Source organism: Nonomuraea sp. NPDC049158 (assembly GCF_040648335.1).
Lineage (GTDB): Bacteria > Actinomycetota > Actinomycetes > Streptosporangiales > Streptosporangiaceae > Nonomuraea.
Genome location: NZ_JBEZDM010000002.1, coordinates 122,042 through 136,940, shown reverse-complemented (window position 1 = coordinate 136,940; position 14,899 = coordinate 122,042). Strand labels below are relative to the sequence as shown.

15 protein-coding genes and 2 pseudogenes are annotated in these 14,899 nt (G+C 67.2%); 8 read left to right on the top strand and 9 right to left on the bottom strand.

Annotation, left to right across the window (positions count from 1 at the left end; genetic code table 11):
• Positions 1 to 117 precede the first annotated feature (117 nt).
• Genes AB0B61_RS04755 through AB0B61_RS04740 form a run of 4 tightly spaced genes read left to right on the top strand, consistent with a single transcriptional unit; the run spans position 118 to position 3,124 of the window.
• Entirely contained in the window at positions 118 to 1,188 is a 1,071-nt protein-coding gene (locus tag AB0B61_RS04755) for an LLM class flavin-dependent oxidoreductase (RefSeq protein ID WP_225963420.1), read from the top strand.
• Positions 1,185 to 1,892, top strand: coding sequence for an NAD(P)-binding domain-containing protein (locus AB0B61_RS04750; RefSeq protein ID WP_358428005.1), 708 nt, complete (start codon positions 1,185 to 1,187; stop codon positions 1,890 to 1,892). The genes AB0B61_RS04755 and AB0B61_RS04750 overlap by 4 nt, the downstream gene beginning before the upstream one ends.
• A gap of 16 nt (positions 1,893 to 1,908) precedes the next feature.
• The gene (locus AB0B61_RS04745; protein ID WP_358428002.1) at positions 1,909 to 2,307 is read left to right on the top strand and encodes a GNAT family N-acetyltransferase; all 399 of its coding nucleotides are present in this window, start codon (positions 1,909 to 1,911) and stop codon (positions 2,305 to 2,307) included.
• A complete protein-coding gene (locus tag AB0B61_RS04740) occupies positions 2,282 to 3,124 on the top strand; it encodes an alpha/beta hydrolase (RefSeq protein WP_358427999.1) in 843 nt (280 codons plus the stop codon). Before AB0B61_RS04745 ends, AB0B61_RS04740 begins: the two co-directional genes overlap by 26 nt.
• On the opposite strand, the gene AB0B61_RS04735 is transcribed toward AB0B61_RS04740, so the two are convergent.
• Positions 3,114 to 3,557, bottom strand: a complete 444-nt coding sequence (locus tag AB0B61_RS04735) for a hypothetical protein (protein ID WP_358427996.1) — start codon at positions 3,555 to 3,557, stop codon at positions 3,114 to 3,116. The genes AB0B61_RS04740 and AB0B61_RS04735 overlap by 11 nt on opposite strands.
• Positions 3,558 to 3,804: 247 nt before the next feature.
• On the opposite strand from AB0B61_RS04735, the gene AB0B61_RS04730 reads away from it, so the two are divergent.
• Positions 3,805 to 4,044, top strand: a complete 240-nt coding sequence (locus AB0B61_RS04730; RefSeq protein WP_358429315.1) for an ester cyclase — start codon at positions 3,805 to 3,807, stop codon at positions 4,042 to 4,044.
• A gap of 458 nt (positions 4,045 to 4,502) precedes the next feature.
• Here AB0B61_RS04730 and AB0B61_RS04725 read toward each other — a convergent pair.
• Both AB0B61_RS04725 and AB0B61_RS04720 read right to left on the bottom strand, forming a co-directional pair.
• Positions 4,503 to 5,084, bottom strand: a pseudogene (locus tag AB0B61_RS04725) (low temperature requirement protein A); the annotation flags it as partial.
• A 292-nt stretch (positions 5,085 to 5,376) separates the two neighbouring features.
• A complete protein-coding gene (locus AB0B61_RS04720; RefSeq protein WP_358429313.1) occupies positions 5,377 to 6,306 on the bottom strand; it encodes an AraC family transcriptional regulator in 930 nt (309 codons plus the stop codon).
• A gap of 143 nt (positions 6,307 to 6,449) precedes the next feature.
• On the opposite strand from AB0B61_RS04720, the gene AB0B61_RS04715 reads away from it, so the two are divergent.
• Positions 6,450 to 7,202: an SDR family oxidoreductase gene (locus AB0B61_RS04715; RefSeq protein ID WP_358427993.1), complete on the top strand. Its 753-nt coding sequence runs from the start codon at positions 6,450 to 6,452 to the stop codon at positions 7,200 to 7,202.
• Between the two features lie 348 nt (positions 7,203 to 7,550).
• Here the strand turns inward: AB0B61_RS04715 and AB0B61_RS04710 are convergent, their stop codons facing one another.
• The 6 genes and pseudogenes from AB0B61_RS04710 to AB0B61_RS04685 all read right to left on the bottom strand — a co-directional run.
• Complete coding sequence (locus AB0B61_RS04710) at positions 7,551 to 7,799, bottom strand: hypothetical protein (protein ID WP_358427990.1); 249 nt, start codon at positions 7,797 to 7,799, stop codon at positions 7,551 to 7,553.
• A gap of 466 nt (positions 7,800 to 8,265) precedes the next feature.
• Entirely contained in the window at positions 8,266 to 9,726 is a 1,461-nt protein-coding gene (locus AB0B61_RS04705; RefSeq protein WP_358427987.1) for an alpha/beta hydrolase, read from the bottom strand.
• Between the two features lie 826 nt (positions 9,727 to 10,552).
• Positions 10,553 to 11,305: a MerR family transcriptional regulator gene (locus tag AB0B61_RS04700; RefSeq protein WP_358427985.1), complete on the bottom strand. Its 753-nt coding sequence runs from the start codon at positions 11,303 to 11,305 to the stop codon at positions 10,553 to 10,555.
• Between the two features lie 30 nt (positions 11,306 to 11,335).
• The gene (locus AB0B61_RS04695) at positions 11,336 to 12,295 is read right to left on the bottom strand and encodes a CPBP family intramembrane glutamic endopeptidase (protein ID WP_358427982.1); all 960 of its coding nucleotides are present in this window, start codon (positions 12,293 to 12,295) and stop codon (positions 11,336 to 11,338) included.
• Between the two features lie 195 nt (positions 12,296 to 12,490).
• Entirely contained in the window at positions 12,491 to 12,952 is a 462-nt protein-coding gene (locus AB0B61_RS04690; protein ID WP_358427980.1) for an integrase core domain-containing protein, read from the bottom strand.
• Positions 12,953 to 13,082: 130 nt separating this feature from the next.
• Positions 13,083 to 13,424 (bottom strand): annotated as a pseudogene (locus tag AB0B61_RS04685) (IS3 family transposase); the annotation flags it as partial.
• Between the two features lie 444 nt (positions 13,425 to 13,868).
• On the opposite strand from AB0B61_RS04685, the gene AB0B61_RS04680 reads away from it, so the two are divergent.
• Both AB0B61_RS04680 and AB0B61_RS04675 read left to right on the top strand, forming a co-directional pair.
• Positions 13,869 to 14,327 carry an integrase core domain-containing protein gene (locus AB0B61_RS04680; protein WP_358429311.1) on the top strand — a complete coding sequence of 153 codons (459 nt, stop codon included), beginning with the start codon at positions 13,869 to 13,871 and terminating at the stop codon, positions 14,325 to 14,327.
• Between the two features lie 198 nt (positions 14,328 to 14,525).
• Entirely contained in the window at positions 14,526 to 14,879 is a 354-nt protein-coding gene (locus AB0B61_RS04675) for a hypothetical protein (RefSeq protein ID WP_358427977.1), read from the top strand.
• The last annotated feature ends 20 nt before the right edge of the window (positions 14,880 to 14,899 follow it).

Here is a 14,899-nt window from a genome sequence, read left to right as displayed (position 1 = left end):
ACACGCAGGTCGTCGTCGCCCCGGCCGAATACATTTCAGGCGATTTCCGCTACCCCTACCTCTCGTGAATCTCGCACCGTCGCGCACGGGCACAACGAAAGCTCTGAGGAAGTTGCCATGATGGACGTTTCGAAGATCGAGTTCGGTATCGACAGCTTCGGGGACCGGCCCCGTGACAATCGGGGTGAGGTCGTCTCGCACGCGCAGGCGATCCGCGCCGCGGTGACCGAGGCCGTGCTGGCCGATCAGGTCGGCATCGACGTGGTCGCGTTGGGGGAGCACCACCGGCCGGAGTTCGCGATCTCCAGCCCGGAGACGGTGCTGGCCGGCATCGCGACCGCCACGAAGCGCATTCGGCTCGCCTCAGGTGTCACGGTGCTGTCCTCGGACGACCCGGTGCGGGTCTTCCAACGGTTCGCGACCGTGGACGCGCTCTCCAGCGGCCGGGCGGAGGTGATCCTCGGACGTGGTTCGTTCACCGAGTCGTTCCCGCTGTTCGGGTATGACCTGAAGGACTACGAGGTGCTGTTCGAGGAGAAGATCGACCTGTTCCACCGGCTCCTGGACGAGACGCCGGTCACCTGGGAGGGCACCACCCGGGCCGCCCTGAATGACGCGGACGTGTACCCGAAGACCGATTCGGGACGGCTCAGCACCTGGGTGGGAGTCGGTGGGTCACCGCAGTCCGTGCTCCGTACCGCCCACTACGGGTTTCGGCTCATGCTCGCCATCATCGGCGGCGCCCCCGCCCGGTTCGCTCCCTACGTGGATCTTTACCGGCGGGCGAACCAGGAGCTCGGCACCACCGCACAGCCGGTCGGGATGCACTCGCCCGGCTTCGTCGCCGCCACCGACGAAGAAGCCAAAGAGCTGTTCTACCCCGGGTACCGGGAGATCCGCGACCGGATCGGGGCGCTGCGCGGCTGGCCACCGCTTCGCCGGGAGGAGTTCGACGCCGAGGTGGGGCGCGGGTCGCTATATGTCGGTTCGGTCGAGACGGTCGCGAACAAGATCGCCCACGCGATCCGGGTGCTGGACGCGGGCCGGTTCGACATGATCTACTCCGCCGCGGGCACCGTTTCAGCCACCGCCCGGCTACGTTCGGTCGAACTGTACGGCACCCAGGTCATCCCCCGGGTCCGCGAGCTGCTGGCCGAACAGCCCGCCGTCACGGCGGCGACACGATGACCACCCCCGTGGCCACCGTCGGGATCCTGGGGGCCGGGAAGGTCGGCACCGTCCTGGCGCGCCTGGCGGTCGCCGCCGGCTACCGGGTTCTGATCTCCGGCTCCGGTGACCCCGCGAAGATCGCGCTGACCGCCGAGGTGCTCACCCCTGGCGCGACCGCCGCGTGGCCAGCCGAGGCCGCGCAAGCCGCGGACGTGGTGATCCTCGCTCTCCCGCTCGGCAAACTCCGCAACCTCCCGGTCTCGGCGTTGCGGGGGAAGCTGGTCGTGGATGCGATGAACCACTGGTGGGAAATCGATGGTCCCCGCGACACGATCGTCCCGCCCGGTACGTCCTCGAGCGAAGTCGTGCAGCAGTTCCTGACGGGCGCGCGAGTCGTGAAAGCCTTCAACCACATGGGCTATCACGACCTCGAAGACGGGGCTCGCCCATCCGGCCACCTCGGGCGCAAGGCGATCGCGATCGCGGGTGACTCACCCGAGGATCTCACCGCCGTGTCAGAGCTGATCGACACACTTGGGTTCGACCCACTCGCCATCGGTGACCTCGCGGCGGGTGCCCGGCTCGAGCCCGGCGCCCCTGCCTTCGGAGCCAATGTCGACGCCGAGCAGCTTCGCGTGCTCACCACTACCCCTGCTCCGGCCACTGAACCGTCTCTGGCCTATTCACAAAAAGGACAGCCAGATGACTCAGGGATCAGTTGACAACAGCGGTGCATCCGTGACGATCAGGCTCGAGGTCGCCAGCCCGATCAGCTCCTACACGGTGAACCTCGCCAATGAATCACCCGTCGGCAGGGTCGACTTCGTCGACTTTCCCGAGGAAGACGATGACCGGATATTTTTCCACACCGAGGTAGACCAGGAGTTCAGTGGACGAGGTCTGGCTGGGCTGCTGGTGCGTGAGGCGCTCGCAGACAGCATTCGCAAGAACCTCACCGTCGTGCCTGTGTGCCCGCTGTTTGCTCGCCATCTGAGAATGCATGGCGATGAATTCGCCGCGAATGGCGGTGTCTTCCGCCAGCCGACACCTGCCGACATCGCACTGGTCACGCGCGCCAGCGTTGGGCTGGTCAGCACCGAAAGGGAAGATCATGGGATACATCACCGTTGGGAATGAGAACAGCACGCCGGTCGAGCTGTATTACGAGGACCAGGGGTCGGGTCAACCGGTCGTCCTCATCCACGGCTACCCGCTGAACGGGCACAGCTGGGAGGGTCAGACGCGCGAGCTTCTCGCGTCCGGGTACCGGGTCATCACTTACGACCGTCGCGGATTCGGGCAGTCGTCGAAGGTCGGCTCCGGTTATGACTACGACACGTTCGCCGCGGACCTGAACACGGTCCTGGAGACCCTGGACCTGCGCGATGTGGTGCTGGTCGGCTTCTCGATGGGCACCGGGGAACTGGCCCGGTATGTGGCACGCTACGGGCATGAGCGAGTAGCGAAGCTCGCGTTCCTCGCCTCGCTCGAACCGTTCCTTGTCGCCCGCGACGACAACCCCGAGGGGGTACCGCAGGAGGTGTTCGACGGCATCTCCGCAGCCGCGAAGGGCGACCGGTACGCCTGGTTCACGCGGTTCTACTCGGACTTCTACAACCTGGACGAGAACCTCGGCTCCCGGATCAGCCAGGAGGCCGTCACCGCCAGCTGGAACGTCGCGATCGGCAGCGCCCCGGTCGCCGCGTACGCGGTCGTCCCGTCCTGGATCGAGGACTTCCGCGGTGACGTCGAGGCGGTGCGCGCCAGTGGCAAGCCGGCGCTGATCCTGCACGGCACCAAGGACAACATCCTCCCCATCGACGCCACCGGGCGTCGCTTCCACGCGGCGTTCCCCGAGGCCGAGTATGTCGAGATCGAAGGCGCCCCACACGGTCTGCTCTGGACCCACGCCGACGAGGTGAACACCGCACTGAACACATTCCTCAACACGTAGGACCTCCACCGATGATCTTGGTGGTCGGACCACTCCGGATCTGGCGGTTGAAGATGATCTCCACGTTGTGCGGACGGCCAAGATCAAGCTTGTCGGCGATCAACGCTTCGAAGAACCCCCGGGCGTGGCGGGGTGCGTCGAAGACGATCGTACGGGAGAGCTCGACCTGCCACATCGAGGTCTCCCACCAGTAGCCGGCGTCCCCGTCGGTATCGGTGAACGGCAGCGGCAGCCTGGAAAGCCAGCGTTGTACGAACACGTTGATCACGCCCGGACCGAGCCGGTCGCAGATCGCCTGCAACACGGTCGGATCGTCGGTGGTGGCGAACCCGTTGGACAGCTCGGTGAAGCCGATCCCGGCCTGGGTGGCCTGGCGTTTGGCCCACTCGTGCCCGTTGAGCCAGATCTTGGCCGGATAGGGAAATAGGTGCACACCTTGATGAAGGCGGGCTGGGCCCGATCACCGTGCGGGCCGGAACAGGCCGATCGCGTCAGCCACTGGATCCCGAAAAGCCGAGCACCGAGCACTCCCTCTGGACGATACGTAAAGAATTACGGACTCTGCATCATGGATCGTACTCCGCTGCTTCTGCAGTATCGATGTCGCAGGTGAACCATGAGTACACGAGAACAGCCCGGACACCGGGCGAGAAAGGCAGTCATGTCCGGCGCTCAAGGGCATCACCGACGCAGTTCCCGACTTCCACTGGGAGATCAAGGAGGTGGCGATCAATGGTGAAACTCTGGCTTGCCACTCCGTCAACCACGGCACCCCCACCAAGGAATGGCTCGGGGTGGCTCCCACGGGCGCTCCGATCGAGATCGACGAGTTCGCCATCTACCGGATCCGCGACGGGAAGTTCGTGCAGATGTCGGCCGTTCACGACGCCGAGGCCCTGAAGAAGCAGCTCGCGGGCTGACCCAGCCGGGGCTCAGCCACGCAGAGCCCGCCGCATGCTCAAGCTCGCCCAGCGTGCGCCCGGCTACGCCATCGCCGCGAACGGCCGGTATCGAAGGCTACGTCTCGGTGGTCTTCGCCGCTGGCGCGACGGTCGTTTGCGAGGTGCCCGGTAGGCCGACGCCGACGTCGCGCTCGGGGACGCCGACTTCCAGGGCGAGGGTGATGATTGAGTGGCGCGGGCTGTGGGACTGTACGTTCTTCGACTCGCCCAGAGAAACGGATCCGGACCAGTGCGGCGACGGTGAAGCCGATCAGGCCGATGACTCCCGACCATGCGGTCAGGTCAAGAAGCCAGTCCACAACCGGTCTGCGCCGGTGTTTACCCATGCGGCTCGGGCGATTCTCTCCGGCGCCGAGGCGACGGCGATGTCACCCGGTACCGGGAGCACGCAATCCGCGTCTGGAGGAGCCTCGGCTCTATCGCGATGGGGCACGTGTGTTCACGGGTGGCTGCAGGACTAGGACAACCACGACGAGCACGAGGACCACGGCGGTCAGCGTGACGGGAACCGCGATGAGCGGGTCGCACAGGACCAGAACTGCGGCCAGCGGGACGACTGTGTTGACGAGCCGGTCGGCGTGGTCTCGGATTGCGATCCACCAGGTGCCTGCCAGGAAGATCGCGACCGGGACGGTCACGGCGAAGGAGGCGGCCGGGTTGCTGAGCTCGCTGTGCCCGGTCAGGACGTCGATCTCGACCTCGATGCCCGCGGAGAACGCACCGGCGGCGGCGAACACGAAGTAGTGGACGTAGCCGTAGCGCAGCGACCCGCCGAAGCTGGTGATGGACCGGTGGTGGGGCGGCCAGAAGTAGATCCACCACAGGGCGGCGGTCGCGACGAAGGTGAGCGCGCCGATCGAGATCAGCCGTCCGAGGGCTTCGGCGTCGTGGACGGCCTCGATGATCGCGTTGGAGGAGGCGAGTAGGCTCTCGCCGAGCAGGATGAGCGTGAACAAGCCATAGCGCTCGGTGATGTGGTGGGGGTGCCACGGGGTGGTGCCGCGTCTCTGATTCGGTCATCGGGCGTGGACTGGTCGGCGAGGTAGAGGCGTCTGGCTCGAAGCGCCAACTCTGCGCCAGCGGGCCGGCGTCGGCATGTGGCCAACAACGCCGAGGTCGGGGACGGCATGGCCACGACCCGGGGCCAGGCATCCACGCCAACGCGATCGCACCAGTACTGCAGTCGCGTTTATGACGCGTGTCCGCGTCGCTGGTAGTGGTGTCGGCGGGCGGTGTGCTGGTGTCTTCGTCGCCAGCGTGAGCGGCGCAGCCGAGCACAGGATGCCTCCTTCAACTTCCGTTCGCGGCCGAGCGCGGTGGCTGCCGTGCCTGGTGCCGGAACTGTGCGGGCGATGAGCCGACCACGCGGCGGAACGCGGTGCTGAACGCGCTCTCGGACAGGTAGCCCGTGGCCCGTGCGAGCTCGGAGATCGACAGAGTGTCGCGGGTGAGGGCGTCGCGCGCGAGGCTCATGCGCCATTGGATCAGGTACTCCAACGGCGGGACCCCGACGTGGCTCTTGAAGGCCTGGGCGAACGCGGAACGCGACATGTGGCTGATCTCGGCGAGCTCCTTGAGGCTCCAGGAATGGGCCACGTCCGCGTGCACGGCACGCAGGGCGGCACCGATGCCGTCCTCGTTCAGGGCGCCCAGCCAGCCGGTGGGCCGGTCTGTCTGACCGGCGTGAGCACGCAGCATGTGCACGAGCAGGATCTGTGCGAGGTGGTTCTGCACCAGCGGGCCGCCGGCGGCGGCGACCCCGACCTCGGTGGCCAGGAGATCGATCAGCTGCGCGAGCCGCCTGCCATGAGGATCGGCCACGCGGACGATCACGAGCGGCGGCAGAAGATCGGTCAGGAGGGCCGCGTTCCTGTCGTCGAACGCGATGTGCCCGACGCAGAGGTAGAGGTCCTCCTCGGACTCCGGGCCGATCCGCACGAACCCGTCTTCGGCACCCGCCCACACCGGCTCCGCAGGGCGCGGGATTGCGTCGAGCGTGCTGGCCAGCACGTAAGGCGGCGGGTTGCCCAGCATGAAGGTGTCACCCTCCTGCAGGAGCACCGGCTCGTGCCCTTCGAGGATCAACCAGCACGTGCCGCGCACGAGGCCCCCGATCCGCACGTGCAAGAACGTGTCGAAGCGCAAAGCCCACTCTCCCACGGCCCGGAGACTGGGCCCGATCACCGTGCGGGGCCGGAGCAGGCCGATCGCGTCAGCCACTGGATCCCGAAATCCGAGCACCGACGGCACCTCCTGGACGATACGTAAAGAATGCCGGACTCTGCATCATGGATAGTATCCCCGATCTCCCGCAGTATGGATGTCGAACGGATCGGCATCGAGAGAGTGATGGAGATACCCACATGGGACAGCTGGAAGGCAAGACGTCGGTGGTCACCGGGGGCAGCACCGGGATCGGGCTGGCCACCGCCGTACGGCTGGCGGACGAGGGCGCGTACGTGTTCGTCACCGGCCGGCGCGAGGCCGAGCTGGAGGCCGCCGTCAAGACCATCGGAGCAGACCGGGCCACCGCGGTCGTCGGCGACATCTCGAAGCCGGAGGACCTGGACCGGCTCTACGAGGCGGTCCGGGCGCGAGGCGAGGGTTTGGACGTGCTCGTGGCGAACGCGGCGGTCGGTGCGTTCGTGACGCTGGAACAGACCACCGAGGAGCACTTCGACCAGACCTTCGCGGTCAACGTCCGAGGCACGCTGTTCACCGTGCAGAAGGCGTTGCCGCTGCTCAACGACGGAGCCTCGATCGTCCTGGTCGGTTCGACGGCCGGCGACCGTGGAGTAGAGGCGTTCGGCGCGTACGCGGCGTCGAAGGCGGCCGTCCGGTCCTTCGCGCGGACGTGGTCCAACGAGCTCAAGGGTCGTGGCATCCGGGTCAACGTGGTCTCGCCGGCATGGATCGAGACTCCCGGGGGCACCGCCGCTTTCGGCGACGAGGAGACCGCCCGGGCCGTCAAGGAGAATGTTGCCGCGACCGTGGCCAAGGGCCGCATGGGGCAGCCTGAGGAGGCCGCCGCAGTCGTGGCCTTCCTGGCCTCGGAACAGAGCAGCTACGTAGTCGGCGCGAACATCTACGTCGACGGAGGCACGAACCAGATCTGAGCAGGCACCACACGATGGGTGGCATCTGAAGCGTGCCAGGTTCTATGCCGCTACTATCCAGGCGGCGCAGCCACCAACATCGACGTCGGCGCCGAGATCGACCAGCAGGTCCACGGCCCGAGCGGGCTCCTCGGCGAGGAGTCGAGCCGATGCCGCCGATTGGACTGCCGACCGCGCTGCGCGTTCCGGCAAACGAGGCTGACAACAACCCCGGTACCAACATCCACAGACCAGATGGCCGGAACAACGTCAGCGTGCCACGCCAACGCACAGCTGGGTATGAGGTGTACGGCATGGCACTGGATCTCCAGCAAGCGGACGTGCTCCGCGACGGGCATGCGGGACGCCTCAACACGCTAACTTGACAGGGAACCGCAGCGGGACGCCCCGGCCATCGTCGCCACCGCTCCCGCACACGTCGCCGCCGTCCGGCGGTACTTCATCGGCGTGCTCACCGACGCCGAGCTGGATGTCATCGGACCCGCGCTCGAACGGGTCCTCGACCGGCTCCCCGACGACTACGGATGACACCGCCTCCTCGATGGGGTCGTGTCCGACCGGCTGGACCCCCGGCGAGTTCCGCACCTGATCGTGCAACTGGCTCTCACCTACACGGGCCGGGGGCAACGGTGCGAGGCGATATGGCGGGGGAGCCGCCCCGTGCAGGTGGGCCGTTGCTGTTGGGCAAGGCTCTATGGTGAGCGGCACCTGCGTAAGGTCCTGGCCGAGTACGAACGCCATTTCAACCACCATGGCCTGCATCGGGGCCGTTCGCTTCGCCCGCCGTTGCACGAACCTAGTGAGGTGATCGACATGGCCTCTCAGATCCACCGTCGAAGGACCGTCACTGGACTGATCGGCGAGTACCGGAGAGCAGCCTGATCGCCCTGCGAACGCCCAGTTCAGCAACGGTATTCGCCGTTTGGCACCCCAAAGGGGCACCAGTATCCCGAGGTCCCTCACACGCCGGATCCGGAGCAGGCGCAGCAGATGCGACACCCTGTACTTGTACTCGTTGGGCCTGCGAGCCGGTTCGTCGAGCAGGCCAACACGGCGACTCGGATCAGGCGGGCTCTGCCGCGCAGGTCAGCTCGCGCACCGGGCGTTTCCCCGTGGTCAGGAACGTCGTCACCGCGGTGTCCGCGCACGTGTTCTTGCCGAGCAGGTAAACACCATGGCCGCCTTGCTCGACGGTCACCATCCGGGCCCGGTCGCCGAGCGCCCGCTGCATCTTCCTGGCGCCGGCCAGCGGTGTCCCCGCGTCGCGGAGGAATTGCACCATGAGGACGTTCGACGGGCCCCGGTCATTGACGCGCACCGGCGCCTCGATGGGGTCGGACGGCCAGAACGCGCACGGCCGGATGTTGGCCGCCGCCGCGCCGAACATCGGGTACCGCTTCCGGTCGGCCTCGACGGCGCGCTGGTACGTATGGATCGACCGGGGCCAGCGCGAGTCGCCGCAGACCACGTACTGGTGACTGGACATCGAGTTGTCCGAGTTCAGTACGGAATCATCCGCCGCCCCCGCCGGCGGCGCCTGGCCGGTGTCGATCGACTGCCAGAGCCCGGCCAGAGCAGGGAAATTCGCGTCGCGGAAGAGCATGGCGAACGTGAGCATCCGGAACAGCGCACCGTCGGTTCCCTGGACCGGTGTCCTGTCCAATCGTTCGGCGATCTCGAAGTACTTCTCGGTCACCAACTCCGATGTGCTGCCCAGCCCGTACCCGGCGTGGGCGGCGGCGTACTCGGCGAAGTCGGGGAGCCGATCTTCGACGCCTCGGGCGAACAGACTCCTGTCCTCGTAGTTGATGCCGCCAGGGGGCAGGTTGCTGTCGATCACGATCCGATCGCCGCGCTGTGGGAACAGCGTGGTGTACACCGCGCCGAGGTGGCTGCCGTAGGAGTAACCGAGGTAGGAGAGCTTCGGCTCGCCCAGTGCCCGCCGGATGCGGTCCATGTCGCGGGCGGTGTTGGCGGTGGTGACGTACGGCAGCATGAACCCCGTCTTCGACGTGGCGCACTGCCTGGCGATGGCCTTGGCCTCCTCCGCCTGCTTCGCGACGTAGGCCGCGGTGGGCGCGTACGGGGGGATGTTGCCCCGCAGTTGCTGCTCCGGTGTCAGAGCGCAGGTCACCGGCGTACTGTGGCCGACGCCGCGCGGGTCGAACCCGATCACGTCGTAGGTGTCCAGCACACTCCGCGGCATACCGGCGGCCACGAGATCGACCGGGAACCGCAGGCCCGCCGCGCCCGGGCCGCCCAGGTTGAGTAGCAGCACGCCGCGCCGCCGCGTCCGGTCCTTGCTCGCCAGGCGGGAGATCGCGATGTCGATCGTCCGCCCGTCCGGCTTGCGATAGTCCAGCGGAACCTTGAGCGTCGAGCACTCCAGACCGGACGCGGCGACGTTCTCCAGGCACGGCCCCCACCGCACCGCGCTCGGCATGGTCGTTGCCGCGGCGGGCACTCCCGGCAGGAGGGTCGTCGCCACGGCGGCGACGATCAGGGCTGTCAGGGCTTTTCGCATCTGATCACTTTCTACGAACGAGATGGGCATGGGCGTGGACGGGCCCTGGGGAGGCGTGATCAGCGCTCGTCCGGGTTGGTCATGAGTGCCTGGAACAGCCGGTTCGTGCGGCGCTGCTGGTCGTTGAGCAGGTGCTCGCCGTAGGCTGTGAGCATCGAGGGCGCGTCGAGGCCGACTTCGATGTCGGGAAGTCGGCGATCGTCGCCCGCCGGCTGGTCAGCCGCTCGATCTCTGCGGTTGCCTGCCGGTCCAGCGTGTCGAGCAGCTCGCCGGCGGCTGGGTTTAAGTGCCTCATGTGGGTCGATTACAGCCGTTGCGGTGCTCTTCCGGCAGTGCAGCCACGTCACCACCTCGCCACATGACATTCGCAGGTGAAGTCCATGACGCGGCGTCACTGGTGAACCCCGGAGCGATCCGGCCGCGCCATCGGACCGGTGTCAACGGCCGAGTGCCCTTTTTTGCACGGCCACGGACGACTGGCGCCCCCATCTCCGGACGCCGAGCGCCGGCAACCCTGAGCAACGTCGCGCGTACCCGACCACACCCTTGGCCGCCTCCTGCGGATCCGACGTCTTGCCGAGCTGGGTGTGCCGCTCTCGCAGATCGGAGAAGGCCGAACCAGCTGCGGTGGTCGGTGTCGCAGACGACCGGTCGCCGATGACAGTGACCGGGTGGGCGAGGAATCTGTACTGCACGGCACGCGTTCTGCGCGGTGCCGGACTCCAGGTTGCGGGCTGCGGCGGACACATCGCCGACAACTACATCGCGCTGTTCTCCAGGTTCGTGCCGTGCGGGGTGTGGGAGGCGGTCTACATCATCGAGGGGGTCACGGGGCGTCGGCACCGGTGTCGGCACCGTCGTCGTCGGCCTCGTGGAGCAGGTGCGCTCGACGGAGCACGTCGACCTGCGCGGGGTTGTAGAGCGCCCTGAGGGCGTGACCGACGGCGCGCCGCGCCGCCTCGGCCTGGCCTGGCGTGGTGGCCCTCGGCTCCAGCGTCACGCCATGTGCGGTGGCGCCCGGGACGATGAAGGGCGCGAGCTGCTCGGCGAGGGCCTGCCTGGTGGCATCGTCGGCGTCTTCGGGCAGGTCGCGGAACGCCTCGTCGAGATCGTCGTTCGGGTGTGCCTCGAGCGTCCGGCGCAGCACCTCCATCGACTCGTCCGAGAAAAGCTGGGCGTAGATCGTCAGCAGAGCGCGGTCGTTGTCGCGCAGGTCCTGGACGAGGCCGCTGAAGCTGGTCGGCACCTCCGGTGACGCACCCGGCTGCGCCAGCATGGCCAGCTCTCGCCGGATGCTCTCCAGCCGCCGGACCGTCGCCTCGAGCTCGGCGTCGACGGTCCGGAAGACGGAGGCCTGCCCTTCGCCGCTCGTACCCATCTCGGCCACCTGCGCGAGCGGCACACCGAGCCCGGTCAGGCGCTTGATCTGCAGGAGCCGCGTCAGGTGATGCACCTCGTAGCGCTTGTAGCCGTTGGGCTCGCGGTCGGGCTCGTCGAGCAGCCCGACCTGGTGGTAGTAGCGCACCGTCTTCACCGTGATGCCCGCCAGGTCGGCGATCTCGCGTGTGCTCCAGGCCATGGGTCCTCACCTCGTCGTCCGGCGCCGGTTCTAGGTCGTGCTCCGTGTACGTCGCTCGCGCACCCAAACGAGGACGACCATGGCGATGTTAACGGCGGCGAGGATCAGGAGGGCCGCGTCACCGGTGTCGGTGGACCGGTTGATGGTGTAGCCCTCGCCGTCTGCCATCAGCGTGTTCACGCTTGAGAACAGGACGTTGTTGGCGATGTGGAACGCGGCCGGCGCCTCGATGCCGCGGCTGATGATCGCCATCAGTCCCGTGGCAACGCCGATGAAGGTGTAGTAGCCGAACAGCCAGGGGTCGCTGGAGCCGTGAACGACCGCGAAGGCCAGGCTGGAGACCACCAGACCGACGGCGAGGGCCGGGCGAACCGCGCGCACCCAGGACGCGGCGGCGGGCAGCACGGCGCTGCGGAACATCAGCTCCTCGCCGACGGACTGGAGCGGGGTGCTCAGCACAGTGATCACCAGCATGAGGATCGTCGTCCCGGAGACACCGAACGCGACCCAGCCTGGGGACTCGGGGGCGACCAGCGCCACCACGCCGATGCCGGCGCCCACCAGCAGGGCCGCGCCGAGCAGGTACTGCGCCAGGCGTCGACCGTCGAACGCCCGTGGCGAGCTGATCAGGCTGCGCCACGGCACCTTCGCCAGCCGTGCCAGCAGCAGGATCGCCACCACGCCCGAGATGCCCACGCTCAGGTTGACGGCCAGGAGCTTCAGCGGGGTGAAGGTGGCGGACATCGGGTCGTCGCTGCCCTCGATGGCGCCAACGACCTGGTATAGCAGGATCTGCAGGAGCACCATCACGACCGGCGGCATGACGAGGACGATCAGCGGCCTCCACCAGCTCATGCGGACGTGGGCACCGAACGGCCGGGAGCCGTCGACCTCCGGCCCGCGACGTCCGGGTGCCGGGTCGTCGGCCTGGTGCGGTGAGCTCGGGCGCGCTGCAGTGGCCGGGGTCTGGCCGGGTTCTGGTACGGACATCGGGCGGTCCTCCTGGGTCGAGATGGTTGTTCCACGCACTAGGGAACACCGTGCCCTGGGGGCACACTCAAGCGGTGTCCTGTCTCCCCGCCATCCCCGCTGCAGCGCCTCCAGGGGTTCTGGGCGTACCGCTCTTAACGGCTTCACCGGCTTTGAGCTGGGGTTTTGTCGCTTGGTCAGCTAGCCCGGCGGTACTCATTGATGAGGCCTGCGACGGCTGTCCGGCGTTTGATCTGGGTTGCTGGCAGCAGTACGACCTCGGGGTCGGTCCAGCGGCGCAAGCTGTTGGCGACCTTGGTGAGGGCGATGTTCGTTGAAGTGGCGGGCGTAGCTGTGGAGGGCCCTCTCGGCGTGACCGCGGTCGAACAGCAGGATCCGGTTCGTGCACTCCTCGCGTACTGAACGTGTGAAGCGCTCGGCGTGCGGGTTGCAGTTGGGGCTACGTGGGGGGATCTTCGTGATGGTGATGCCTTCGCTGGCGAAGACGGCGTCGAAGGCGGCGGTGAACTTCGCGTCGCGGTCACGGATGAGGTGGGTGAAGTGGTCGGCGTGTTCTCCGAGGTGCCAGAGCGGCTGTCTGGCCTGCTGGGTGGCCCAGGCTGCGGTGGGGTGGGCGGTGACGCCGAGGATGTGGACCGTGCGGGTGTGTACCTCCATGACGAACAGGGCGTAGGAGCCGTTGCAGTCCGATTGTGTCGATGTGGAACAGGTCGGTGGCGAGTAGGTCGTGGGCTTGGGCTTTGAGGAAGGTGGTCCACTCGCTCCGCCTTGGGTGACGTCGCGGAGCGGGACCCAGGCCGGCGGCGCGCATGACGCGGCGGACGGTGGCCGGGCTGGCCTTGTGCCCGAGGCGGCGCAGTTCGCCGTGCACTCTTCGGGAGCCCCAGCGCGGGTTCTCGGCGCCAAGGCGGGTGATCAGTTCGCGCAGGTCCTCTGGAACTGGAGGGCGTTCTGCGGACGGCGGCTGTGTCCACTTCTTCTTGATGAGGCCCTGGTGCCAGGCAAGGAGGGCGCGTGGGGAGACGATTCGGTGGCTGCGTAGTACACGGGGGAGTAGTCGGGCGAGGGCGGCGAGTAGGGCGCGGTCCGCCCAGGTGAGCCTTGGCGTGGTGTCTTGGCGGCGCAGCACCGCTACCTCGTGCCGCAGGATCAATATTTCTGCGTCTTTGGCCGCGGAGGAACGAGACAGCAGGACGAGCCACGCGAAGATTCGCGTGGCGATCAGGTAGAGCAGTCGGACGAGTACACGATCGATGGTGTCGTATCGGTACGGGGAGTGTCGTCCCAGGTCAAGAGCTATGCAGCCATTCTGGAGCGTTACGGGCTCGATCGACCCAGTCCGGCTTGGGGCGTTCGACCTGGCGCCGTAACACCGCCACTTCGTGACGCAGCACCATGATTTCCACGTTCTTCGACGCCTTGGCTACGGCCCAGCAACATCAGCCAGCCGAACACCCGCAGCGTGATGAGATAGAGCAGGCGGACAAGCACAAGACGCGATCTTGTCTGCAGGGGCGGGTCCCGTCAAACCACAGGTCAGAGCCATCATGGCTGCGTTTTGACGCGGCACAGGGTGCACGTACTGGGGGTCACGGCGAACCCAACCGCCGGCTGGGTCGCCCAGCAAGCCCGCAACCTGATACTTGACCTGGGCGATCGGATCGGCGACTTCCGATTCCTGATCAGAGACCGGGACAGTAAGTTCACTGCTCTGTTCGATGAGGTGTTCAGGTCCGAGGGCATTCGTGTGGTGCTCACAGCACCTCGGGCTCCTCGGATGAACGCGGTCATGGAGCGGTGGGTGGGCAGCGTACGCCGCGAGTTACTCGACCGGATCCTCATCATGAACGAACGCCACCTGTGCAAAGTCCTCGCCGAGTACGAGACCTACTTCGATGGGCATCGTCCGCACCGGGCCTTGCAGCAGGCCAGCCCGCTACGGGCGCTACCCGACCCGGTCGACGCCGACATCGAGGTCTCCCGGCGAGACCGGCTCGGCGGTCTCCTGCATGAGTACGCCCAGGTCGCATGAGGAGACACAGTACGCATGAGGAGACACAGTATTCGGCACCCACAGGCAGTTCCTGGCCGCTCAGGCCCCCGCGATCAACGCGTGCGACTTCCTAGTGGTCGAGACGGTACTACTCAACCGGCTGTATGTGCTGGTCTTCATCGAGCACGGCACTCGGCGGCTGCATCTGGGTGGGGTAACCGCGCGTCCGACCGGGGCGTGGACGTCCAGCAGGCCCGCAACCTGGTGATAGACCTGGGGGAGCGCATCGCCGAGCTGCGGTTCTTGATCCACGATCGCGATCCACTCTTCTCCTCCGCGTTCAGGGAGGTGCTCGCGGCCGAAGGGTTTCGGATCACCGCCACCGTGGCACAGACGCCGAGGATGAACGCCATCTGCGAGCGAGTCATCGGTACCCTGCGCCGCGAACTGTTGGACCGGATCCTGATCCTCCGCGAACGTCATCTGGCCCTGGCGCGCTCGCGAGTACCTGATTCACTACAACGGACCGGCCGCACCAGTCCCGGCAACAACGTCCCCCAGACACCGCACCGCGGCCTGCTCGCGAGGTGACCGACCTCAACGACCTGCGA

Excerpts from the sequence above, each read along its gene's own strand:
- AB0B61_RS04700 (WP_358427985.1), bottom strand. The coding sequence starts at position 11,305 with ATGGCCTGGAGCACACGCGAGATCGCCGACCTGGCGGGCATCACGGTG.
- AB0B61_RS04750 (WP_358428005.1), top strand. The coding sequence starts at position 1,185 with ATGACCACCCCCGTGGCCACCGTCGGGATCCTGGGGGCCGGGAAGGTC.
- AB0B61_RS04690 (WP_358427980.1), bottom strand. The coding sequence starts at position 12,952 with ATGGAGGTACACACCCGCACGGTCCACATCCTCGGCGTCACCGCCCAC.
- AB0B61_RS04740 (WP_358427999.1), top strand. The coding sequence starts at position 2,282 with ATGGGATACATCACCGTTGGGAATGAGAACAGCACGCCGGTCGAGCTG.
- AB0B61_RS04695 (WP_358427982.1), bottom strand. The coding sequence starts at position 12,295 with ATGTCCGTACCAGAACCCGGCCAGACCCCGGCCACTGCAGCGCGCCCG.
- AB0B61_RS04755 (WP_225963420.1), top strand. The coding sequence starts at position 118 with ATGATGGACGTTTCGAAGATCGAGTTCGGTATCGACAGCTTCGGGGAC.
- AB0B61_RS04715 (WP_358427993.1), top strand. The coding sequence starts at position 6,450 with ATGGGACAGCTGGAAGGCAAGACGTCGGTGGTCACCGGGGGCAGCACC.
- AB0B61_RS04705 (WP_358427987.1), bottom strand. The coding sequence starts at position 9,726 with ATGCGAAAAGCCCTGACAGCCCTGATCGTCGCCGCCGTGGCGACGACC.